General features: G+C 41.3%; 27 protein-coding genes. 21 read left to right on the top strand and 6 right to left on the bottom strand.

Annotated features, from left to right (window positions below; all coding sequences use genetic code 11):
• Positions 1 to 121: 121 nt before the first annotated feature.
• On the top strand, positions 122 to 298 hold the full coding sequence (locus KYJ26_RS15215) for a YozD family protein (RefSeq protein ID WP_219168239.1): 177 nt from the start codon (positions 122 to 124) through the stop codon (positions 296 to 298).
• Positions 299 to 417: 119 nt separating this feature from the next.
• On the opposite strand, the gene KYJ26_RS15210 is transcribed toward KYJ26_RS15215, so the two are convergent.
• Positions 418 to 1,509, bottom strand: coding sequence for a DUF2515 family protein (locus KYJ26_RS15210; protein WP_219168238.1), 1,092 nt, complete (start codon positions 1,507 to 1,509; stop codon positions 418 to 420).
• Positions 1,510 to 1,810: 301 nt separating this feature from the next.
• On the opposite strand from KYJ26_RS15210, the gene KYJ26_RS15205 reads away from it, so the two are divergent.
• The 3 genes from KYJ26_RS15205 (at position 1,811) to KYJ26_RS15195 (ending at position 3,812) form a co-directional block, all read left to right on the top strand.
• Positions 1,811 to 2,608, top strand: a complete 798-nt coding sequence (locus tag KYJ26_RS15205) for a serine/threonine protein kinase (RefSeq protein ID WP_219168237.1) — start codon at positions 1,811 to 1,813, stop codon at positions 2,606 to 2,608.
• Positions 2,609 to 2,624: 16 nt separating this feature from the next.
• Positions 2,625 to 3,395, top strand: coding sequence for a sporulation protein (locus KYJ26_RS15200; RefSeq protein WP_219168236.1), 771 nt, complete (start codon positions 2,625 to 2,627; stop codon positions 3,393 to 3,395).
• Between the two features lie 96 nt (positions 3,396 to 3,491).
• Positions 3,492 to 3,812, top strand: a complete 321-nt coding sequence (locus tag KYJ26_RS15195) for a YodL domain-containing protein (RefSeq protein WP_219168235.1) — start codon at positions 3,492 to 3,494, stop codon at positions 3,810 to 3,812.
• A 69-nt stretch (positions 3,813 to 3,881) separates the two neighbouring features.
• Here KYJ26_RS15195 and KYJ26_RS15190 read toward each other — a convergent pair whose 3' ends face one another.
• Positions 3,882 to 4,025, bottom strand: coding sequence for a hypothetical protein (locus KYJ26_RS15190; protein WP_219168234.1), 144 nt, complete (start codon positions 4,023 to 4,025; stop codon positions 3,882 to 3,884).
• Between the two features lie 17 nt (positions 4,026 to 4,042).
• The gene (locus tag KYJ26_RS24025) at positions 4,043 to 4,165 is read right to left on the bottom strand and encodes a hypothetical protein (protein WP_257475071.1); all 123 of its coding nucleotides are present in this window, start codon (positions 4,163 to 4,165) and stop codon (positions 4,043 to 4,045) included.
• Between the two features lie 131 nt (positions 4,166 to 4,296).
• On the opposite strand from KYJ26_RS24025, the gene deoD reads away from it, so the two are divergent.
• The 5 genes from deoD to KYJ26_RS15165 all read left to right on the top strand — a co-directional run bounded on the left by deoD (position 4,297) and on the right by KYJ26_RS15165 (position 9,381).
• Positions 4,297 to 5,001 (top strand): purine-nucleoside phosphorylase, encoded by a 705-nt coding sequence (gene deoD, locus KYJ26_RS15185; protein WP_219168233.1) that lies wholly within the window; start codon positions 4,297 to 4,299, stop codon positions 4,999 to 5,001.
• 149 nt (positions 5,002 to 5,150) lie between these two features.
• Positions 5,151 to 5,990: a M15 family metallopeptidase gene (locus tag KYJ26_RS15180; protein WP_219168232.1), complete on the top strand. Its 840-nt coding sequence runs from the start codon at positions 5,151 to 5,153 to the stop codon at positions 5,988 to 5,990.
• A 170-nt stretch (positions 5,991 to 6,160) separates the two neighbouring features.
• Positions 6,161 to 6,748 (top strand): YitT family protein, encoded by a 588-nt coding sequence (locus KYJ26_RS15175; RefSeq protein ID WP_219168231.1) that lies wholly within the window; start codon positions 6,161 to 6,163, stop codon positions 6,746 to 6,748.
• 174 nt (positions 6,749 to 6,922) lie between these two features.
• Positions 6,923 to 8,326, top strand: coding sequence for a lmo1851 family serine protease (locus KYJ26_RS15170; RefSeq protein ID WP_219168605.1), 1,404 nt, complete (start codon positions 6,923 to 6,925; stop codon positions 8,324 to 8,326).
• Positions 8,327 to 8,454: 128 nt separating this feature from the next.
• Positions 8,455 to 9,381, top strand: coding sequence for an LCP family protein (locus KYJ26_RS15165; protein WP_219168230.1), 927 nt, complete (start codon positions 8,455 to 8,457; stop codon positions 9,379 to 9,381).
• On the opposite strand, the gene KYJ26_RS15160 is transcribed toward KYJ26_RS15165, so the two are convergent.
• Positions 9,369 to 10,094 (bottom strand): AlbA family DNA-binding domain-containing protein, encoded by a 726-nt coding sequence (locus KYJ26_RS15160; RefSeq protein ID WP_219168229.1) that lies wholly within the window; start codon positions 10,092 to 10,094, stop codon positions 9,369 to 9,371. The genes KYJ26_RS15165 and KYJ26_RS15160 overlap by 13 nt on opposite strands.
• A 232-nt stretch (positions 10,095 to 10,326) precedes the next feature.
• Between KYJ26_RS15160 and KYJ26_RS15155 the strand changes: the two genes are divergently transcribed.
• The 4 genes from KYJ26_RS15155 (at position 10,327) to KYJ26_RS15140 (ending at position 14,221) form a co-directional block, all read left to right on the top strand.
• Entirely contained in the window at positions 10,327 to 11,247 is a 921-nt protein-coding gene (locus KYJ26_RS15155; RefSeq protein WP_219168228.1) for a CobW family GTP-binding protein, read from the top strand.
• Positions 11,248 to 11,575: 328 nt separating this feature from the next.
• Positions 11,576 to 11,944: a DUF2085 domain-containing protein gene (locus KYJ26_RS15150; protein WP_219168227.1), complete on the top strand. Its 369-nt coding sequence runs from the start codon at positions 11,576 to 11,578 to the stop codon at positions 11,942 to 11,944.
• Positions 11,945 to 12,022: 78 nt separating this feature from the next.
• On the top strand, positions 12,023 to 12,448 hold the full coding sequence (locus KYJ26_RS15145; RefSeq protein WP_308807568.1) for a MarR family winged helix-turn-helix transcriptional regulator: 426 nt from the start codon (positions 12,023 to 12,025) through the stop codon (positions 12,446 to 12,448).
• A gap of 153 nt (positions 12,449 to 12,601) precedes the next feature.
• The gene (locus KYJ26_RS15140; protein ID WP_219168226.1) at positions 12,602 to 14,221 is read left to right on the top strand and encodes an MDR family MFS transporter; all 1,620 of its coding nucleotides are present in this window, start codon (positions 12,602 to 12,604) and stop codon (positions 14,219 to 14,221) included.
• A 48-nt stretch (positions 14,222 to 14,269) separates the two neighbouring features.
• On the opposite strand, the gene KYJ26_RS15135 is transcribed toward KYJ26_RS15140, so the two are convergent.
• On the bottom strand, positions 14,270 to 14,515 hold the full coding sequence (locus KYJ26_RS15135; protein WP_219168225.1) for a DNA alkylation repair protein: 246 nt from the start codon (positions 14,513 to 14,515) through the stop codon (positions 14,270 to 14,272).
• A 70-nt stretch (positions 14,516 to 14,585) separates the two neighbouring features.
• On the opposite strand from KYJ26_RS15135, the gene KYJ26_RS15130 reads away from it, so the two are divergent.
• The 4 genes from KYJ26_RS15130 to KYJ26_RS15115 all read left to right on the top strand — a co-directional run bounded on the left by KYJ26_RS15130 (position 14,586) and on the right by KYJ26_RS15115 (position 17,521).
• The gene (locus tag KYJ26_RS15130) at positions 14,586 to 14,873 is read left to right on the top strand and encodes a hypothetical protein (RefSeq protein WP_219168224.1); all 288 of its coding nucleotides are present in this window, start codon (positions 14,586 to 14,588) and stop codon (positions 14,871 to 14,873) included.
• Positions 14,874 to 14,958: 85 nt separating this feature from the next.
• A complete protein-coding gene (locus KYJ26_RS15125) occupies positions 14,959 to 15,318 on the top strand; it encodes a hypothetical protein (protein WP_219168223.1) in 360 nt (119 codons plus the stop codon).
• Between the two features lie 318 nt (positions 15,319 to 15,636).
• Positions 15,637 to 16,413 (top strand): CAP domain-containing protein, encoded by a 777-nt coding sequence (locus tag KYJ26_RS15120; RefSeq protein ID WP_219168222.1) that lies wholly within the window; start codon positions 15,637 to 15,639, stop codon positions 16,411 to 16,413.
• A 334-nt stretch (positions 16,414 to 16,747) separates the two neighbouring features.
• Positions 16,748 to 17,521: an SDR family oxidoreductase gene (locus KYJ26_RS15115; RefSeq protein WP_219168221.1), complete on the top strand. Its 774-nt coding sequence runs from the start codon at positions 16,748 to 16,750 to the stop codon at positions 17,519 to 17,521.
• A 37-nt stretch (positions 17,522 to 17,558) separates the two neighbouring features.
• Here KYJ26_RS15115 and KYJ26_RS15110 read toward each other — a convergent pair whose 3' ends face one another.
• Complete coding sequence (locus KYJ26_RS15110) at positions 17,559 to 18,920, bottom strand: MATE family efflux transporter (RefSeq protein ID WP_219168220.1); 1,362 nt, start codon at positions 18,918 to 18,920, stop codon at positions 17,559 to 17,561.
• Between the two features lie 153 nt (positions 18,921 to 19,073).
• Here KYJ26_RS15110 and KYJ26_RS15105 point away from each other — a divergent pair, with 153 nt between their 5' ends.
• The 4 genes from KYJ26_RS15105 to KYJ26_RS15090 are packed head-to-tail and all read left to right on the top strand — an operon-like array spanning position 19,074 to position 23,134.
• Positions 19,074 to 19,841, top strand: a complete 768-nt coding sequence (locus tag KYJ26_RS15105; protein WP_219168219.1) for a carotenoid biosynthesis protein — start codon at positions 19,074 to 19,076, stop codon at positions 19,839 to 19,841.
• On the top strand, positions 19,838 to 20,548 hold the full coding sequence (locus KYJ26_RS15100) for a lysophospholipid acyltransferase family protein (RefSeq protein ID WP_219168218.1): 711 nt from the start codon (positions 19,838 to 19,840) through the stop codon (positions 20,546 to 20,548). Before KYJ26_RS15105 ends, KYJ26_RS15100 begins: the two co-directional genes overlap by 4 nt.
• Before the next feature lie 13 nt (positions 20,549 to 20,561).
• Positions 20,562 to 21,656: a glycosyltransferase family 2 protein gene (locus tag KYJ26_RS15095; protein ID WP_219168217.1), complete on the top strand. Its 1,095-nt coding sequence runs from the start codon at positions 20,562 to 20,564 to the stop codon at positions 21,654 to 21,656.
• Complete coding sequence (locus tag KYJ26_RS15090) at positions 21,653 to 23,134, top strand: phytoene desaturase family protein (protein WP_219168216.1); 1,482 nt, start codon at positions 21,653 to 21,655, stop codon at positions 23,132 to 23,134. The genes KYJ26_RS15095 and KYJ26_RS15090 overlap by 4 nt, the downstream gene beginning before the upstream one ends.

The raw sequence follows: 23,134 nt of genomic DNA, 5'->3' as shown, positions 1-23,134 counted from the left end.
ATCGCTCCTCTTCCTTTGATGATAAAGTCTATGCTTGTCTTTAAAGTCTTATGAAAACTTTTTTCTCCTGGCATAACCGGGAGCGTAGTGTCATAAATTGAGAATCAAAGGGGGCGATCACATGCGGGAGATAGAAGTGTTTATCGACACCGAGGAAATTGCAGAGTTCTTTATGAAAGAACTCATTCAAAGAGGATATGTACCGTCAGAAGATGAGCTGGAAGAAATAGCGGATATCACATTCGAGTATCTGATTGCCAAATGTATCATTGATGAAGAATGGGAAGATGACGTATAGTCTTTTCAACCATCGATATGGAATTCATAAAGTCTGGAACGACCATTCATATAACAGGGATTAACTCTTATATGTCTCTCATGCCTTCTTATTGAAGCATGGAGGCATTTTATTTTGAGTTAATCCCTCGTTAGATTAACCAGGATAGTAGTACGCGTCTTCCATTTACGGGTCATAGAGAAATGCTGGGGGGTGACCATAGAGAGAAGGGGTGTCATCACATCAACAGTTTGATCACTAAACCAATCCTGCGATGAGAAGTGTATTGCAGGCTCGTTCTCCCATGCAGACGTTAAAATAGGGCTGAATAGACGATTTTTCTTCTCTTCTTTCGAATAAAGATGCGGCCAATAATCAACACGGGATCCGGTGTGAGGATGGCGGCTGGAAAATGTAGTTGCAGTAGGCAAGATGCTGGGACGGAATAAAATACTATATAACCTCTTACCTAACAATATCCTGCGATCCACTTTTTCAAAGTGGGAAACAGAAAGTCCGGCAAGGGAATAGGGAAGGTACTTTCCATAAGGAAAGAGTATGGAAGTGAACTCCAGACGATCCTGCAAAAAGAATTTCCACCTATCGATGCCGATATTCAAATTCGGGTCTGATAAGATCCGCTTTTGAATCATGTGCTGCTCATTCATAATAAGGGCAATGGTCATTACGTGTTGATTCCCTGTTTTAATAAATTCGTCCCACATCTTATGCATGAATACTGAAACATTGAATTTTTTTAAGAGGTGAAAAGGAGGTTCCCGGGTTAATTTCCAATTTTCATACAATAACAACTGTGGATATGCGTCGTTGAAGATGGCTGCATTGCATCTTTCAAGAAAAGAGAATAGGGATCGGTGTTCACCTGCACCTAATACATGGGAAAATAAAGGGCTCCGGAGATCTGTCATATGATAACCGGCATTCCTGGATACCATATGGGCTAGAAAGGCCCAGTGAAGTTCAGGATGCTTCTTGAAAAAATCGAGATAGAAAGAGGTTCTTGTCAGATTATTAACATTCCCTTTTTTTACTTTGTTGGTAATTTCCTTATATAATGACTGATCACCAGGGAAGTAAACCTTTGGAAACGGTTCCTCCTTCATCTGCTCGTATAACCGGCTAATCTCATGTTTGTCAAGAAGTGGTGATGAATGATCTTGATTCCCTTTTTTAAATAGGTTTAAAATCTTCAGAAACGGTGAATAACCCAAGTGATCCCGCCTCTCAATATATAGTGAAAAATATTTACCTATGATGAAACTAATTTCAAAATAATTCGTATATATTAATACGATATTCCATGAAACATTCTTGGGAGGTTAGCTTATGTTGAAGAAGATTATTAAAAGTTTAATAAGATCCCCGAGGCATCATCACTACAGTTCCAGTGACTCCTGGAAAAAGTATAAATCATCAAAACATAAACATTTTGGACATCACCACTATAAAAAGCATAAGAGTAAAAGCTTTTTCTCCAGTTTCTTTAGCAGCTGACAGGGAGATGAAGCATAGATGATCACCACGCTTTTTCAGAGGTTGATTAATGCATTTGAATACACCTGGAAACCAGGTACCATCATCGATGGGTTTCAAATCAACCATTTGGTGGGAAAGGGTAGTTATGGCACAACCTACTCGGTTACACTTCAAAATGGTGAAGAAGCGATTTTGAAACGAATACGCCCTTACAAAAAGTTATTTAGCGATCACGTCCAATATGTCCGAAATGAAAGGGATGCACTAGAAACTTTATCTCATCCAAGCTTCCCTGCATTTCTTAGGGCTGGTGAGCATAAGGGGATTCCATATCTTTTAATGGAGAAGATGAATGGTCGGACCTTTGAGGAATTGATATTTCAGGAAGGAAAAAAGTATTCAGAGGAAGAATCCTTACTAATCGTTTTACAGTTAGTGAAATTAGTGGACTGCATTCATCATAAAGGGTATGTACACCGGGATTTAAGAATTCCGAATATCCTGCTTGGTGATAGTGGCCTGCAAATCATCGATTTTGGTCTCGCATGTGAAATGTCCTCAGGGTCGGAAAGCCTTGAGAAGCATAGGGATCATATGAGGGAAAAGTCGAAGAAAAGTGATTTTTACGCAATCGGTCATTTCCTGTTATTTTTACTATATTCATCTTATGAGTCAAGATGTAATAAGGAAAAAAGCTGGGAAGAGGAGCTAGCGATTCATCAGGCTACAAAAGGTGTGCTAAGGAGGCTTCTGCAGATTGAAGAAGAATATCATGAGGGTTCCGAGCTTATAGAGGATTTAAAAAGGGTGCTCGGCAGATTAAAAGCACGATAAACGAGGAGGATGTAATATGTCATTTTTTAATAAAGTTTTTGCTTCAATTGGAATTGGAGCTGCGACGGTCGATACTAAATTGGAGAAGTCAAGCTATGAGGCTGGAGAAACGGTCAACGGGGTTGTGGAGATTACAGGGGGAAGCACGGAACAGAGTATAGACGCCATCTATCTTACTCTCTTCGCTACATATATACGAGAATCCGATGATAAAAAATTTACAGATTATGCCCCAATTCAAAAGGTACAAATCTCAAATCCATTCACTGTGTTGGAGCAGGAGAAAAAAGAGTTCCCTTTTACGTTCGTATTACCTTTTGAAACCCCGATTACTTATGGCAATACGAGGGTTTGGGTAGCTACAGGGGTCGATATTAAAAATGCTGTCGATCCAAAAGATAAAGATTATATTGAGATTGTACCGAACTCGTTGACTAACTCCATCCTGACTGCCGTCCAGGACCTTGGCTTCAGAATTCGAGAAGTGGAATGTGAAGAAGCACCGCGCAGGTACAGGGGGAGATATCCATTCATCCAGGAATTTGAATTTGTGCCTGTCAATGGTCCCTATCAGCGTAAATTGGATGAACTTGAAGTCATGTTCCTGAATCAAACTGAAGACCAGGTTGAATTGCTTTTGGAAGTCGACAGACGTGCACGGGGCTTGGGTGGATTCCTGACTGAGGCTCTCGAGATGGATGAATCCATGGTCAAGATGACAATCAAATCCTCAGATGTTTTACAACTGGCTTCAAAACTGCAGCACGCTATAGATAAATTTGCATAATGGTAACATTCGACAAAGGTTCCTATGATTCTTTGAAGGATTCGACAGAGTGTTTGTGTAATAGTATGAGTACAACATATTGATGGAGGGGTACTCATGCCTTTACTTGAAAAAATCATTCGTCCTAAGCTCTTGAGATCGACATATGACATGACTATATTCCAAACCCCGAATTACGGGGAGGATAAAGGTTACGAAGAGGTGTATCGAATCTCTATAGAAGCAAATAATCATGATGAAGCCCTGTATCAAACCTTCAGAACGTTTAATGTACCGGATTTGGTACCAAAGGATTATGAGGGCAGGTATATCGCTACACGTGACATCGTCTTTATAGATGAGGGACGGAGGGGGCATTTCTATTACCGTCTGCAGCCAAATGGATGGAAGAGAGTGAATCGGATCGTCATCCATTAAATAAACCGAAACTTACTAAAAAGGAAAGAATCTCCCTTAGGGAGAATTCTTTCCTTTTGTTATGATTTTTTACAAATTGTGCCCCGGACCGTTTTTTCTGTTTCGCCCTGTGTTCTCTTTCCCGTGTGCATTATGCTCGGCATCTAATGCTTCTTTAGGGATATGATTATTTTTCTTAGGGGCATTAATTCTGTTTCGATGTTTTTTTCCCATTTCTGGATCCCCCTCTTTTATGACTTAAGTTTTTCTGTTCTTGAAGAGTTAGGCTGGGTCCCGGATCGCGTAGAAGGGTTAGTTTCATTTGCATGCTGTACCGCTTGTTTCAGCTTCTTGCTCATTTTTTCTTTAGACATGATCAATCACTCCTTCTAACTATATTTTGACCTCTCATCAAGCGTTCTATCCATCCATTTACTAGCGTTGCATATGATAAGAAAAAGGATTACAATGGTGTTTCAACACTCTTGTTAGGAGGAATAGGATAGTGAGTATACATATTAATGCAAAAGAAAACGAAATAGCAGAAACGGTACTATTACCTGGTGATCCACTACGGGCGAAATACATTGCCGAAACATTTTTGGAAGATGTGACGTGCTATAATGAAGTCCGAAATATGTTCGGTTATACAGGAACGTATAAGGGAAAAAGAATTTCCGTTCAGGGAACAGGAATGGGTGTTCCATCCATTTCCATCTATATCAATGAATTGATGCAAAGCTACAACGTTCAAAACTTAATCCGTGTCGGTACGTGTGGAGCCATCCAAAAGGATGTGAAAGTACGCGACGTCATTCTTGCCATGACTTCATCGACTGATTCACAAATGAACAGATTAACGTTCAATGGAATCGATTACGCGCCAACAGCCAACTTTGATCTGCTGAAACGTGCATATGATGCAGGAGTTGAGAAAGGTCTTAACCTGAAGGTTGGAAACGTATTCACCGCTGACATGTTCTATAATGATAATGCAGAGCATGAAAAGTGGGCTCAATATGGTATTCTTGCCATAGAAATGGAAACGTCCGCCCTTTATACGTTAGCAGCCAAATATGGCCGTAATGCACTATCCGTCCTCACTGTCAGTGACCATATCCTGACAGGTGAAGAAACGACTTCGGAAGAGCGTCAAACCACTTTTAATGAAATGATCGAAGTGGCCCTGGAAGCAGCCATTCAGGAGTAATCCATAACTGTAAGATCGTAGAAACTGCTGATAATCCTTTAATGGATTATCGGCAGTTTTTTATTTTTGTGAAGTTTCTCCTGCTTACATCTAGCCTTTTACATGGTAAGATGGAGGATGGAACCATTTTAGAGAAACTAGGTGAAAGTATGAAAAAGATCATCTTCGTAACTGCTGCCTCTCTGGTGATGTTATCAGGGTGCTCGCAAGTACAAGAGTGGTCAGACGATTTATTTGGCCAAAAACAGCAAGAGAAACAGAAAGAACCAGAGGTCCAGACACCGGATGAAGAGCAGGATGAACAAGCAGCACCGGAACAACCACCTGAAGAAAGTGTTCCTGAAGAACTGCAGTTGGAATCCCAATTCTTCAATGATGTAAAGGTTGTGGATGGGAAGCAGGTCATTCAGAACCCAGCCAATTTATTAGCACTTGTGAATAAAGAATACGCGTTAGACGAATACAAACCTGCTGATTTAGTCCGACCAAACGTGCCTTTCGTATTCGGAAATCAGGAACTCGAAAAGGCACATCTGCGCAAAGAAGCCGCACAGCACCTTGAGAAAATGTTCGCTGATGCAAAAGCGCAAGGTGTTTTTTTGACTGCCATTTCTGGTTACCGTTCCTACGAGTACCAAAAAATGCTCCTTGAAAGGGAGATCGCACAATATGGTGAAGAAAAAGCGGTCATGGCCGTAGCACCGCCTGGGCAAAGTGAGCACCAATCGGGATTAGCAATGGATATTTCTAGTGAAAGCAACCAATTTCAAGTGAATATTGAGTTCGCGGAAACGAAAGAAGGAAAGTGGCTTGCTGAGAACGCGTATAAATACGGTTTCATCCTTCGCTATCCTGAGGATAAGGTTGCCATTACTCAATATCAATTTGAGCCTTGGCATTTTAGATATGTCGGCGGCGACGCTTCGAAAGTGATTCATGAAAACGATTGGACACTGGAAGAGTACTTTCAAAATGTAAAGAAAATCTAATGAAAAGGGTCAGGGCCACAGGTACCTGACCTTTTTGGGTTGTAGTTAAGAAGAAAAATCCCCTCATGTACAACTCTTGGCCGACTCCTTGCGCCCTTTGTTCTGAATTCATGTAACCCCACATAAAACAATAATAGGGCTGTCCAATTTGAAGCGGGTGGGTGGAGTTTATGATGAGGGTGTTCAGCATCATTGTTGTAGGAAGTGTTTTTGTTGGAATAGGCATCAATTTATTCTTCGTCCCTCATCATTTCCTGGACGGAGGCATGATCGGAATCGGCCTAATTGCCCATTATTGGTTTGGCTTTAAACCGGGACTTACCATAATCCTACTAAGTGTGCCACTCTATTTCCTGGCTTTCCTGAAAGACCGAGCTCTTTTTTACAATAGTATTCACGGTCTCTGGCTGTCCTCCTTGATGATCGACTTTTTTTATCAATGGCATACGGCCGTCGATTTCCCCCCGCTCATAAGTGCGTTTTTTGGCGGCACGTTTGTCGGGATCGGGATTGGTCTTATGCTGAGGGGGAATTCTGCCACAGGTGGATCAGACTTATTGGCGCAGTTGATTGGGAAAAGTTTCGGCTTGAATGTGGGCAAATTGATCTTTGTTTTCGATAGTATCGTTCTTTTGGTTGGTTTTCCGGTCATTGGGACCGAGGCATTTCTTTATTCTTTACTGGCTGTCAGCACAGTAGGTTTTTTTACAACGATTTTGACACATCATAATGGGGACGATGGATTTTCCTTTCACTAAGCTGGAAAAGCTGATAGAATGAAGAAGCTATGAGCTTAAGATTGCTCAGTGGCATGTTTCATGATATTCTAAACGAAAATTTACAGGAGTTACATAGCAACGAAAGTGGTGGAAGCTTTGGAACAAGATAAGACAGAACAATCTCAACAGGAAACGCATTCAAGTTTCATAAAAATGAAAAAATTCAAATTTGTCATGCTCCTCTTTTTCCTTGTTTTCCTAACAGCAGGGATTACTACGTTCGCACTGGCGTTTGGCGATGAAAAAGCGGTCAACGTCGGAGTTACGGAACGTTCGGAGTTTCAAAAACTCTATGAAGCCTATGACAAATTAAATGAGAATTATTACAAAGATCTTGATGAGGATACTCTGGTCAACGGAGCGATCAACGGCATGATTGACAGTGTCGGAGACCCGTTTTCTGATTACATGAATGAGGAAGAAGCGAAAAAATTTGAGGAAAGCATCTCTTCTTCGTTCGAAGGGATCGGAGCGGAGATTCAGGAAAAGGAAGGCTATATTTCCATTGTTTCTCCCATTAAAGGTTCTCCAGCAGAAAAAGCCGGTTTGCAGCCTAACGATATCGTCACAAAGGTAGATGACAAAAGCATTCAGGGTATGTCAGTGACAGATGCGGTCCTTCTTATCAGGGGAGAAAAAGGCACAAAGGTAACGCTTACCATTCAACGCCCGGGTCAGGATAAGCCGATGGAAGTGACCATCACCAGGGATGAGATCCCGATTGAAACGGTATATGCAGAGATGAAGGATAATGGTGTGGCAGAAATCCAGATCACCAGTTTTTCCGAAAATACGTACAAAGAACTGACAGAAGCTCTTAATGAAATGAACGATAAAGGTATGAAGAAACTTGTTCTCGACCTTAGACAAAACCCAGGTGGTCTGTTGGATCAAGCGGTCAAGATTTCAAACCTTTTTGTTCCCGAAGGAGAAGTATTATTCCAGGTGGAAGACAGTAAAGGTAAAGTTGAGAAGTATGTTTCAGAATCAGGTCAAAAGGTAGACGTTCCAACAGCCGTTCTTGTTGATGAAGGTAGTGCGAGTGCCGCTGAGATTCTTTCAGCTGCTGTGAGCGAATCCAATGATATTCCTCTCATTGGAACGAAGACATTCGGAAAGGGGACTGTCCAAACGGCTGAGACGTTCAAAGATGGATCGAACATGAAATTCACGACAGCTAAATGGCTCACACCTAAGGGTAACTGGATTCATGAGAAGGGAATCAAACCGGATGTGGAAGTAAAACAGCCCGATTATGCACAGCTTCCTTATATCAATCCCGATAAGGAAATGAAAGAAGAAGATTTATCCGACGGGGTTAAAACAGCTGAGCAAATGCTAAAAGCATTGGATATTGAACCTGGAAAAGTAGACGGTTATTACGATGAAGAAACAACGAAAGCTGTTAAAGACTTCCAAGGGAATAATGATCTTGAAGTAACGGGTACACTAAATGGGGAAACCATCCTGAAGCTTATGACTGACCTTAGAGAAAAGCTGAAAGAAAACGATCCCCAATTGAAAAAAGCAATTGAAGTTTTAAATAAGCAACAATAAAAAAAGATCCCAGGTAATTCAACCTGGGATTTTTTTTTATATCATGTCTGAGAGCTCAATTGGACGCGGATACCTCGTATAGAAAAAGCATTCGTTACCAACAATGAAAGTATATATGAGGTGATGATATGAAAAAGATAGTGTTACTCCTTGCCATCATGCTTTCTTCCCTTGTTGTAATAAGCTGCTCTCCTTTTTGGAAAGATGGTGGTCTACCGGTAAGGGATCAAGGTCCGTCCCCTGAAAGCCTTTTAAGTGATAAGGGTGAAACCTTTCCTATTGAGATGAAGGATCCGATTAATTTCCTGTTGATCGGTTCTGATCAGCGCCAGAATGAAGCATCTCGTGCTGATGTCATGATGGTGGCACAATACACTCCCCAATCATCAACGATGAAGCTGGTATCCATCATGAGGGATACTTTCGTAGATATCCCCGGATATGAGAAGAGTAAAATCAATCATGCCTATTCATGGGGAGGAAAAGAACTGCTGGCTGAAACGATACAACAAAACTTCGACTTGAAGATTCATCATACTGTAAAGATTGATTTTCAACATTTCACCAATATGATGGATCTTGTATTTCCAAAAGGAATCGGGGTTACGATAACCCAGCCGATGATCAATCACTGGAAATGGGAGAAAGAACCCGGGAAAGCAGTGTTGAAAGGAGAGGAAATCCTGCAGTATGTAAGGTTCAGGGGAGATGGTGACAACGATTTCGGACGTGTGGAAAGACAGCAGGAAATCATTCAACTGGCTGAAAAGAATCTCATGGAAGATATCCAATCGGGTGAAGGGGTTACGACCGTCATTTCCTTAATCAGAGAAGGACTGGATAACGTTGAAACCTCTACTTCAACAAGCGAGGTAATAAAATACGGAATGTCTGTCTTGTTAAATCCTATAGATAATGTGGAAACCCTTCGAATCCCTGTAGAAGGAAGCTTCACGGATCTTTCGACATCACACGCAGGATTAGTTCTGGATATGAATGAACAAAAGAATCGAGAAGCCATTAGGGAATTTCTCAGTTCCAATCACCAAGAATGAAATTCAGAAGAATCAAGGTCAAGGAAGATTTCAATCTTCTTCATTTTTCTAATGATCAAATCATGAAGATAGTTCTTATACTTCTGGTCTTCCGCCTGATCATGTTCCAAATGAAGGATCTTTAAATGCTCGAGATGTTCCTTTAATGTTCGTTCATCACTGTCAGAGCCACCAGACTGAACTTTGCGGAGAATGACATCGACCAGCTTATCATGTGTTGCTTCAATTGTTTTTGTTCCTTGCCGTGCATAGATGGCACCGTATCTCAAATCCCCTCTGGTGACAATAGAAGTATAGGGAACATATCTTGGATCATAATCGATGATAAGGACTTGAAATCGTTTAAGACTCATGAGCGGGTGGGTCCTTTCAGGGAAAATGAAGTCTTCTGTTCTATATCGTAAATATTTAGGCAGCAGGTGTTGCAGTTTATTGTCAACATCTGCTTTATCCAAAAACTCTTCATCGGTCAACCCTTTCAGATCAATGGATCCATCATCGAATTGCATGACACCGATGATGATGCATCCTCCTCCTGTATTGGAAATCGCCAGGATATGTTTCGCCATCTTGGTGAATTCGATCCAATCAGATTTAAAGTCCACATAATCCGTCTCACCGGTGTTATGAAGCAATAGATCCTTCAATGTTTCATGAGAAGGATTCTTCAGGAAATCTCTTAACTTTAACGGAACAATCTTCTCATAATCCATGTTCTTCCCACCTTTTGATGAATCATCACGAAACTCTTTCTTCCAAACGGTTTATTCAACGGTAAGCTTGCACTGATATTACATATTACATTCTATGCGTGGATAGAGAGGGATAACGCTCTTTAGACGAATAATTCTTGTGAATAGGTTGATGTTTTAATGGTCATGTCCGTTGTGTTCTAATTAACTTTCTAATAGAATATTGTTAGGAATCTATGGAAAGGAAGATAGCATGAAAAAGGATGTATACATATTATCAGGATTTCTTGGCAGTGGAAAAACGACTTTACTGAAAGAATTATTGCAATCCTTGAAGGATCAAAATAAAAAACCGGCAGTATTGATGAATGAATTAGGTAATGTATCAATCGACAGTGATGCAGTTAATGATGATACAGCGTTAAGGGAGCTTCTGGATGGCTGCATATGTTGTACGATATCGGAAAAATTGGAGTCTCAGCTTCAGGAACTTTTATTGAATGAAGAATTTGATGTTCTGATCATTGAAACGACGGGTGCGGCACATCCGGTTGAAGTGGTCGACTCCATTCTGTCCCCGCTGTTTGCCAATCGATTCGAATTCAGGGGCATCATCACAGTGGTGGATGGTCTGCAGTGGCGAAACAGGGGAGACTTCAGTCCGGCAGTCTTACATTTAATGAGGGAACAAATTCGCCATGCCCAGTACATAGTTGCAAATAAAATGGACTTGCTAACTGAAATGGAGCAGGGAACTTTCTCATATGAGTTACAGCAAATCAATCAGAATGCCAAAGTGTATTTAACGAATTATTCCCGAGTATCTATGGAAGATATCCTCTCTCTTAGGGCAGATCGAGTGGCGGTTTCCCACGAACGGGCCCCCCTCGGTGATCATTTAACTCTGCAGGCGGTCGTCTATACCTTTAGTGGAAAGGTTAATGGAGAAGCCTTTGAGGAATGGGTGAAAGCACAATCTGATACCATTTATAGGATGAAGGGGTATGTACCGCTGCAGGGAAGGAAACACCCAACATTATTTCAGTATTCATATGGGATGCCCCTCTTCATGCCTGGTGAAATGAATTACCCAACCAACTTTGTCATAATTGGAGAAAATTTACATAAAAAAGAAATAATACAGTCATTACAAGAAATCGATTTGATGAAGTAATACACGGGGTGGGGGAATCCTTTTGGTGTTTCTGTTGTTTAGTGTGGAACTCATATTATTTATCACTGGAGTATACGGGTTGAGTATGTATGAAACGAAACTTCAGTTAGTGATATTTACCGGATTAATCGTTATCAGCATCCTATTGTTCATCTGGACGATCGTGTCCTATCAGAGAAAACAGAAAAATAAACAAAGGACGAATGATTGTTGGGACTGCGCCATTTATTCACCTGATTGTCTTCCGACTCTCCGAGGGAATAAATTTGACTGTGATTTACCGGACTGTGACTGTACTCCGGATTGTAGTCCTTAGGGGGGAAATGAAGTGAAAGAATGGATTACACTCTCCTTTATGCCATGTCACAGAATGCAGGAACGATCGATGATCTTATGGGGAAAACAGTTTCCGTTATGCTACAGATGTATGGGGATCCTGTTGGGGATTATCATCGGAATCCCTTTCGCATCAGGGTTAGTCCAATTCTTGTCTGTCGTTCATCTATTATTGGGAGGTATTTTCATAAGTACACTTCTAATGGATGGATTCACTCAAAAATGGGGGTGGAGGCAAAGTACGAACCCCCTTCGATTACTAACCGGGCTACTTTGCGGTTTAGGGTTATCACTGATGATCGTGTTATCCTCTAAATGGGGAGTAAACATCATTATGTTATTAACGAGTTCAAACCATTGACAATATCGGGTAAAATGTTTATGATTTAATAGTTAACTTAGTGAAGTATTTATCGAGTGTAAGAAAGGTCGATTTTTTGTGGGAAAAGAATTGTTCGAGTTAGAAGGATTATTTAGATCCGTTTTTAGAATGATGAAATCAGATATTCGAACCATCTTTGGAGAATTCATTTCTAATGGAGAATTTCGGGTGCTTCAACTTATCAGGGAAAATGGTGCATTGAAATCCTCTGAGATTTCTAAGCGTATGGAAGTATCTGCGAGTCATATTACATCCATTACGGATACATTAGTTGAAAAAGGCTATATCACAAGACAGCGGTCAAGTGAAGATCGTAGAGTCGTAGAGTTGACGCTCACACCTCAAGGGGTGGAAGTGCTGGCACAGTGTGAAGAGAAAAAATCACACTATTTTCAACAGTTATTCCAGACCTTTGATAAAGACGAAATCAACCATTTGATAGAATTGTTTGAGAAACTGTTAAGTTCATCAATACGCAAGTAATCGTTTGTGAAGATACGATCCTTTTATACTTGGAACAAAAGTGTAGTAGGAGTGGAAAAGGGTTGACCATAAAAAGGGTCATCCCTTCTATTATGCTCATTTACTTAAGTTGGTTAATTATTCATACTATAAATATTAAGGGAGACAGAAAATATGGAGCACTTAGAACATCGCAAGAAAGTATTGATCATGATTGCCATCATGTCGGCCATGTTATTCGCAGCATTGAATCAAACCATCGTTGGGACTGCATTGCCCAAGATCATTTCTGAAATTGGAGGTATGGATTATTATAGCTGGGTATTTACCATCTTCATGTTAACCAGTTCGGTAACAGCCATTCTGGTAGGTAAATTATCCGATATGTATGGAAGGAAGCCTTTCATCTTACTTGGAATTGCCGTCTTCATGATAGGTTCTTTCTTGAACGGACTTTCCGCTTCCATTATCCAGTTAATCATTTTCAGAGGTATCCAAGGATTTGGGGCAGGGATGATTATGTCCACGGCATTTACTGCAGTAGGAGACTTATTCTCCCCTCGTGAACGAGGGAAATGGCAGGGGTTAATGAGCAGTGTCTTTGGTTTGGCTAGTGTATTCGGTCCGACACTCGGAGGTTGGATTGTGGATAATGCCGATTGGCACTGGGTCTTCTGGGTATTCCTTCCGGTAGGATTCATCGCATTCGGGATGATATATAAAATGTTCCCTTCTCAGGAGCCAAATAAAGGACTGAAAGTGGATTACTTAGGTTCAGTCATGTTAACCTTGACGATCATTCCATTATTACTCGCTTTTACGTGGGGTGGAAATGATTATGAGTGGGTTTCCCTTCAGATCATAGGATTACTGACAACCTCGGTTGTAGCACTTGTATTATTTATCATTACGGAACAACGGGCAAGTAACCCTGTGCTTCCACTGCAATTATTTAAGAATAAGATCTTTACCCTTTCAAATATTATCGGATTCATTCTCGGAGCAGGAATGTTCGGTGCCATCATGTATATGCCATTCTTTATTCAAGGCGTGATGGGGACTTCCGCCACTAAGTCAGGACTGGTCATGATGCCGATGACATTGAGCATGGTATTCGCAAGTACAATCGGTGGACAAATCATTACAAAGACTGGTAAATATAAGTTTCTTGCCCTGATCGGCTTGTTTGTCATGAGTACGGGGATGATTCTGTTATCCTTCATGGATACAGACACGACCAATGCAAGAGCGTTATTCAATATCATTATAGTGGGGACAGGGCTTGGGCTCAGCTTCCCTGTGTTTACCCTTACTGTTCAAAACGCCGTTCAGCATAAGTTCCTCGGAGTTGCCACGGCAGCTACACAGTTATTCAGACAAATCGGGGGGACAATCGGTGTGGCCATCATGGGAACGGTGATGAATTCTTCCATGACGTCCAAAATGACGGAGAAAATGTCCGCAGTGAAAGATTCACCATTGCTGACAGATCCTAAAACCAGCGGGGTGATGAAGCAGCTCCAAGATCCTCAAAACATCATGAACTCAGGAAAATTAAAAGAGCTTCAATCCACATTACCGAAAGAATTCCAGGGTGTTTATGCCTCCATTTTGGATGGAGTCAGGGAATCTTTAAGCTATGCATTAACGAATGTGTTCTTTATAGGAGCCATCATTCTTCTTGTCGGATTCGTACTAACCTTCTTTATGAAGGAAATACCATTAAGAATGTCGAATAAAGATATGACCGAAGAAGAAAAAGAAACAAAGCTAAAAGAAGCTTCGAATCAATAAAATGAAAAGGGCAGACCCAGATCAGTCGGGGTCTGTCCTTTCGTTCATTTACATAGTGCTTTCTCCAAATTTCTTGAAGGTCATTTCATCTTCAACAAGTCCACAAGCGGCACATTGAACTTTCAATTCCGGTCCGTTGTAAGCCATATGAAATGGGTCGAGTTGTCCTTGTTCATAACTTTGAACGACTTCTCCGGAAGCAGGATCAAGTTTCACACTCTGAGGCACTTGTTGTATAATATTGAATCGAGTGCGATTCGTTTTACATCCAGGGCAACGATACGGTGTAGTCATAGGGATCACCTTTCTTCTTTTTTTCTAGTATGCTTAATAAATCAATTTTTTATGTAAAGGATGTTTGAATATGTCGGATGTATTCATTGATCTGCTGAATTCTTATAGGCAGATATGGAATAACCGTAAATTGACCGAACATGATAATTCGGCGGAACAAGTATTGAAAGAAGCCATCAAACGTGAACTTGAAGATGCGAATAGCCATCCACGGATCCGTAAATCGTGGAAAGATAAATATTATAGTGCTACTAAGAGAGTAGCGGAGTCCGGCATTTCAAATGAACATAAAGTCGGATTGATTGAACTACATATAGAGATTGCTGAACAATTAAATAAAGACTCGATGGAATCCTAATGAGGAAAATTTGAGCATTTCCCTTTCTTGCATACCTGTGTAGGTATATAATGGAGAAAGATTAATTTAAAGGGATGATGCCAATATGCTAGTTCTTCTCTTATTACTGGCCAGTGTATTTTTATATATGATGTACTATCGTTATTTTCCAGTAAGAATAAAACAATGGTTTTCTCAAGAAGTTACGTCCGGATATATTGTAGTGGACGTCAGGGATTATCAAGACTCTTCCAAAGGAGTTTGTGATGATGTTGTTGCCTTGCCCTGTGGGTACATTAGAAGATATTTCAGCGACATTCCTGAAGGACCTCTTCTTGTAATGGGAGGCAATCAAGTCGAGTGTAATGTAGCGGTGAGGCAATTAACACGGTTGGGATTCACTGTAGAAGGGTATTTGATCATCGGTTCTGACAAAAAATGTAATGAATACCTTTCTTTAGGGTGAATCCACCCATTCTTTGAAACGTTTCTGTAATATCCGTTACATTATATAAGCTGTTCAAAACCTGTCAAGAATCATATACCGGTAATAATTAGTTGCTGAATCCAAATCATTCAGCTGTTGGAAATGTAAGTAAATCAAATAAGAATGCTTTTCTCCCTGATAGAATCAGTGGTTACTATAGTACTATAGAAAATTGTCTTTCAAAATAGAACAATTGATTCCCAGTTACCAAGTTCTCCCGTAAATGTAACAAAAACAGGGTGGTATGATGAATGTGCAGCAAAGAAAAACACATTTACCAAGGAGGAATTCATTTTTATGAATAAGAAAATGATGGTTTCAACAGCAACAGCATTAACATTATTAGCAACTCCATTCGCAGCAGGGAAAGCTGACGCTGCAGCACCATGCCCAACACCAGATAAGGTCGTTCAACAAGCGAACGCATTTAAATATAATGGAAATCAAGAAGATCTTAATAAATTTGTACAAGATGTTCTATCAAAATATCAAATCAACGGTCAGAACATTAATGTACAAGAGTTATTGAAGGGGCAGGCTCCAAAAGCAGAAGCGGCTGCACCGGCACCAGCTAAGGAAGCACCAAAGGCGGATGCACCTAAGTCTGAAGCTCCAAAAGCTGAAGCACCGGCACCAGCACCTGCTGCAAATGAGCAGAAGCAACCATCAGAACAAGCTACGGAACAGTCTGGTCAATTAAGCCAGTTCGAACAGCAAGTAGTAGAGTTAACAAACCAAGAGCGTGCAAAACAAGGACTTCCTGCGCTTAAAGTAGATGCAGAACTAAGCAAAGTGGCACGTGAGAAGTCTCGTGATATGCAAGCAAACAACTACTTCTCTCACACAAGCCCTACGTATGGTTCTCCATTCGACATGATGAAGCAGTTTGGCATTGAGTACAGCTCTGCAGGTGAAAACATCGCAATGGGTCAAAAGACTCCTGAAGAAGTGGTACAAGCATGGATGAACAGTGAAGGTCACCGTAAAAACATCATGAGCTCAAACTATACTCACATCGGTGTAGGTTATGTAGAAAACGGTAACTACTGGACTCAACAATTCATCGGTAAATAATTCTTTATGCACCGAAGCAGTCTCTCATTGAGAGACTGCTTTTTTTATTCTTTCATTATTTATGAAATGATATTCTGGATTCTTTTTAAAAGGCTCTTTTCACAAAGATTGTTGCTATTCGCATACAAACTAAGATTTACGATCCTCTGTCAATTAAGTTATGGTGCAGGAGGGTGAAGGGAACTGCTCCGCTTTCCACGGACGTTCGGCCGAGCCTCCTCAGCAAAATGATAACGATATTGGATTATTCATACACTAATTAAGAGCTTACATTTGCATTTCGGCATAATCCTTCTTACTATTGAAATATAACGAGGACGTGGAGTTGAGCTTGATGAAAGAAAAAGTGGTACTAATAACGGGTGGATCAAAAGGGATCGGGCGGAAAACGGTCGAAGAGTTCTCCCGAAAAGGGTACACCGTTATCCTGAACTACAGAAAAAATGATGGATTTGTTGAGAACCTGGTTTCTGACTTAGCCCATCAATATACGAATACCATCATCCCTATAAAAGGGGATATTTCTGTACCGGAAGAATGTGAACAGATGGCCGAAGAAATCTGGAGAAAGGTGGAAAGCGTCGACATCTTAATCCATAACGCAGGTCCATATGTCAAAGAGAGAAAATCATTTGCCGATTACTCTCCGGAAGAATGGAATTACATAGTGAATGGGAATTTAAATAGTGTATTTTACTTATCAAGGTTAGTGATCCCTAAAATGAGGGAAAAGCGATGGGGCAGGATCATCACATTTGGATATGACCGTGTCGAATCAGCACCGGGCTGGATCTATCGTTCTGCGTTCGCGGCGGCAAAGGCTGGCCTTGCTTCCTTCACAAAAACAATTTCAATCGAAGAAGCGCATAATGGGATAACCGCGAATATGGTATGCCCAGGAGATATCGTAGGGGAGTGGAAAGAAAGAGAAATCAGCAGTGCGAAAGAACATCAGGATCCAAACACTCCAATCGGGAGGCCTGGTACAGGGGAGGATCTAGCAAGGGTCATTTCCTTCCTGTGCCAAGAAGAATCTGATTTCATCACAGGTTCCATCATTCCTGTTACAGGAGGCAAGGATGTTCTGGGGAAGGTATTTCATCAATAAAGAGCCACGGCAGTGGATAAGGCCGTGGCTCTTTCATTCAAAAGTTTTCATATTGTTTTCTATACTTTTTCTGTATGAATAGGAGCCTGCCGGACAACGTAATGGCTCCTGCAGTTAAACCTGATGTAAGCCCAAGCCAGTAGCCATAGGGTCCAAAGTCAGTGTAGTTAGCAAGAAAATATCCTAACGGCAGGCCAATCACCCAGTAGGAAATGAGGGCCATCATAAAGGTGATATTCACATCTTTATAACCTCTTAGTGCTCCTTGTACAGGGGCTTGTATCGCATCGGAGAGCTGGAAAAATACGGCATACAATAAGAAATGAGCCGTTAGTTCCAATACATACACATCATCGGAATACAGGAAAGCAATTTCTGAACGGAAAACGAGTAATATTACACCATATATGCCGGCCAAGAGCAAAGCGAAGCCGACACCCATCCAGCTGTAAACCTTTGCATCCCGAAGCCTGTTGGCACCAACCTCAAACCCTACAACGATGGTTAAAGCCATAGAAATGCTAAGCGGGATCATGTAGAGAAACGAAGCGAAATTGATGGCTGCCTGGTGAGCGGCTATGACGAAGGTGTCATAATTGCTCATTAACAAGGTAACAGCCGAAAATATACTTACTTCAAAGAAGATCGATAAGCCTATGGGTACCCCGATTACAAAAAGTTCTTTCCATTTCGAAATGTCAGGCTTGTGCATGGTACCGAAAACATTATATTGGCTAAATGGTATTTTCGTATGAACGACCCAAAAAGCAATGAGTGTAATGAGCCAGTAAGTAATGGCAGACGCAACACCTGCACCAACTCCTCCAAGTGGAGGAAATCCAAGCTTACCGAAAATGAGAAGATAATTAAATATCACATTGATCGGCAGTGAAAGGAGTGTAATAAACATGGTGGTCCTCGTCATTCCCAGTGCATCGATGAATGATCTCAAAACATTATAGATGAATAGAGGGATCATGCCGAATGACAAGGCTATCAGATACTGCTTTGCAATCATACGTACTTCATCATCTATGTTCATTCCGTTGAGCACAGGGTTCAGGATGAATCCTCCCACCACCATTACCATCAGGGATAATGCAATAGCTGCATATACACCTTGGAGGACGGTATGAGGTACATCCCCCTTTTTCCCTCCTCCGATCAATTGAGCGACGATGGGGGTGACGGCAAGGAGAATCCCGCTCAAACCTGTAAAGACCGGTACCCAAAGGGATGAACCAATGGCCACACCTGCAAGGTCTGCGGGAGAATACTTCCCTGACATGATTGTGTCGAAGAAATTCATGGCAAACATGCCGAGCTGTGTGACAAGGATGGGAATCAGTATGATGGATAGCTGTGAAATCTTTTCCTTGATTGTATGGGTTTCTCTCATATATTGAACTCCTCCAGAATTTCTACGGATACTGCATGATGAATTACTATCATACTGTACCATATTTTAAAAGGGATAGAGAGTGGAATGTGCGTAAGAAGCAATGATATTTATCGCTGATTGGATAAAAACGAACTGAATGGGAGATGAAAAATGACTAAGAAGTGGCAGGACTGGATCTGGATTGTATTCTTAATATGGTATGGAGTGGGGGTCATCCTTGTCTCATTGGACATGCTTCCCGATGCCCTGCAGTGGGCAAATGCCGTTTTCTTATATTTAGCCGGGTTTTTGGCCATTCTTTATGCAATCAAGAAGTTCAGGGACTTCCAGGGGCTTATTATTTCCTTAAGTATTATGCTCCTTACGATTCTCGCTGAAAGTTTAGGCGTGCATTATGGTTTTATCTTCGGGTCTTACCATTATGAAAGAGATTTTGGAATTCAAATGTTCGGAGTGCCAGTGACAATTGGCTTTGCCTGGGTCATGGTAGTATTCACGAGTATGTCCCACTTTGAATTTCTCCTCAGTAGAAGAAAAACGGTGATGGGGGGCGTACTATACAGTTCGGTTACCTCACTTTTAGCTGTCACGATGGATTTGATCATCGACCCTGTTGCATATAAAGGACGCGAATATTGGGTATGGGATCAGGGGGGGCTATATTATGATATTCCCACTCAAAATTTCTTAGGATGGTTTTTCGTTTCATTTTTCATACAATGCATCTTATATGTGCTGATCAAGCAGGAAATGTATTCTACTACATGGAGCGGCAGGATGAGGAGATTATATTTCTTGGTTATTTTTATGTTTGTGGTAACGGCAATAGTAGAAAGGTTATGGCTTGCCGTTATGGTCACTTTCGTATTTTACACGGTGTCTCTGGTTATTAGAACACGAATGGAGAAGGTAGCATGATTGAGCCAAAAAAAAGTAAAAGATTCCAACAGCTGTTTTCAGGTTATCTTTCCTATCAGCTGAAAAAGCATTTCTATCGAGTATGGATAGATGACAGGAGAACTTCTTTTAAGCCCGATTCCGGTCATCTGGTACTTGCGAATCACTCCAGCTGGTGGGATGGTTTGTTGGTCTTTTACTTAAATCATAAAGTCATCCAGGAAGACAGCTATGCCATGATGAGTCAGAAAGGCATGGAGGATTACCCTTTTTTTCGCAAAATAGGAGCATTCTCAGTGAATCCGGATTCGCCCAAAGATTTAGTCACTTCATTACGGTTTGCTGAAAAATGCCTTCAAGAAAAGAAAACGGTCTGGATCTTTCCACAAGGGAAGGAAGAGCATCTTGAAAAGCGGCCCATTTCCTTCATGAGCGGACCGGGTTATTTATGCGAACGAAATCCAGGCATCACCATCACCACGGTAACGTTTTATTATACTTTTCGTCATGATCAAAGACCGGAGTTATTCATTCGGGTCTGCGATGAGGAAACGGGTCAGACTTCTTCAAGGGAAGAACGTACAAATATGCTTAGAGTTCTTTTGGAAACAAGGATCGATCATCTTAAAGCTGACATTATTCAAGAAGATATTTCAGGTTTTGTACAAATGCTGAAAGGTTTTCCGACCAATAGTGAGTGGCTGAGCTTTTGGAAGGGAAGAAAGTAGAGGTGAAGAAGGCATGATTTTGTTTATACTGATAACCCTCCTCTTTGTGCTGGCTACGTTTATCAACCTTCTTTTTTTACCGAAGTTGTCACATAAATCAAACACAAATGAATTGGTTACCGTCATGGTTCCGATGAGAAACGAGGAAAGAAATGTGAAGGGCCTCGTTGAAAGTATACGTGAGATCACCCATTCACCTGTGGAATTCATTCTGCTGGATGATGGATCGACGGATCGAACGAGAGAACTTCTGATCGAATGTACGAAAGGCGATCCCCGTTTCAAGATCATCGACGGAACACCCCTTCCTGAAGGCTGGGTAGGAAAGGTACATGCCTGCAGGGAATTGAGTCGACATGCTTCCGGATCATACTACCTTTATCTTGACGCAGATGTCAGAGTGTCTCCTTCCATTATCGAAAAGGTATTATATCAGATGAATCGATATGGATCCGGGCTGGTAACAGGGTTTCCCCGCTTTCCCATACCGACCCCCCTTAGTAAAATGCTTGTGCCTTTTCAGCATTTTCTCGTGTATTTCCACCTGCCGCTATTCGTGTCTAATCATACAACCAAACGAGCATTTACAGCGGCTCATGGAGCATTTATGTTTTTCAGGAAAGAGGCTTATGATGATTGCGGAGGCCACGAGGCTGTGAAATCGTCCCTATTGGAAGATGTTCATATCTCACGCAAGGTAAAGGAAAAAGGGTGGAAGGTGACTCTTGTCAATAATAGTTTTGACGTGACCTGTCATATGTACGATACGGACAAGGAGGTTTGGGAAGGTTTTATGAAGAATATATTCATCGGGACAGGAAGGAGTCCGGTCTCGGTAGTCCTCCTCACGCTTTTTTACTCTATTTTCTACATAACCCCACTGCCTTTGGCTCTTTTTGGTTTGGTGCAAGGGGAGTGGAGCTATTCTATACCGTTACTTTCGATCTGGTTACAAACGTTCATGATTGATCTTGCATCCAATCAATCCAAATGGCATTTTCTCTTGATCCCTTTGGCATCTTTGGCATTTATCGTCATCATGTGGGCGTCAATGATGAGAGGATTGAAAAAACAAGGATACACTTGGAAAGGAAGAACCTACTCATGAAGAATATTATCATCATTGGAGGGGGATTAGGAGGGTTATCGGCCGCAATCTCTCTTCAAAGCAAAGGGTATCATGTTACGATTGTAGAAGAAAACCTTCACCCAGGTGGGAAAATGATGTCTGTTGACATAGAAGGATATTCCTTTGACTTCGGTCCGAATACTATTACGATGCCTTATGTCTTTCAATCAGTGATCAATGATGCAGGGGGGGACTCGTCCCGTTATTTCGAGTTTGAAAGACTGATAAAACACACGAAAAACATATTTCCAGATGGAAAGATTCTTTATCAATCGGCGGATACCGACGAGATGGTGAAAGAACTTGAAGCCATCGATTCATATGGAGCAGTTCATTACAGAGAGTATTTAAAGGAAGTTGAAAAGCTCTATAAACAGGCTGAGAAAGGCTTCTTTCATCGTGTTTTCAGTTCATGGAAAGATTACCTTTCCCCGTCTCTTACTTATCGCTTCATGAAGGTCCGTCCCTTAGAGAAGATGAATCATTTCCACAGAAGATTCTTTCAGGATGAGGATGTGTTGAAGGTGTTCAACCGGTATGCCACATACATTGGTTCGTCGCCGTACGAATGCCCTGCTACCTTTTCATTGATCGGTCATCTGGAGATGAATGAAGGGGTGTATTATACGAAAGGTGGGAATCCGAGGATTGCGGAAGGGTTTTATTCCTTCTTTAAAGAGCTTGGGGGACAAGTGCACTTGGGAGTGAGAGTGAAGGAAATCATTGTGAAGGGAGAAAAAGCCATCGGTGTCATTACCTCGGGCGGCGAAATGATGCCTGCTCAAGATGTGATCGTGAATGGAGATTTCATCACGGCTACGAAGCACCTTATTCATAAGAAACATCGTCCGAGCCATCCCGACAGTAAACTTGATTCCTATGAACCTTCCATTTCTGCCTTTGTGATTCTGGCAGGTCTCAAAACCTTCCAGGAATCCGTTCATCATCATCAAGTGTATTTTACAGAGGATTACATGAAAGAGTTCAATGAAATCTTTAAAGAGAAATCTCTCCCAAGTGATCCAACCATCTATATCAGCCATTCGGCAGCAACTGATCCATCCATAACCAAGGGTAGTAACTTGTTTATCCTAATCAATGCCCCTGCAATTGAAATGAGCGCTGAAGAAATTCAATCTTATAAAGACAAGATTTATGATATCTTGGAAACAAAGGGCCTGAACATCCGTGATTACTTAGAAGTGGAGAGGATCTATACCCCGAACTCAATAAAGCGTAAATTCTCTGCCTATAAAGGGTCTCTTTACGGTCTCGCTTCCCACCGTATGACCGAAGCTTTCCTTCGTCCTTCAAACGTAAGCAAGGACATTGAACACCTCTTCTACGTCGGGGGAACGACTCACCCCGGGGGAGGATCACCGATGGTCACAATCAGCGGTAGAAATGTAGCCGATTATATTTTGAAACGTGATAAAAGCTTCAAGGTGCAGGAATAA

Source organism: Rossellomorea orangium, assembly GCF_019334305.1.
Lineage (GTDB): Bacteria > Bacillota > Bacilli > Bacillales > Bacillaceae_B > Rossellomorea.
This window is presented reverse-complemented; position numbering and strand designations above follow the sequence as displayed.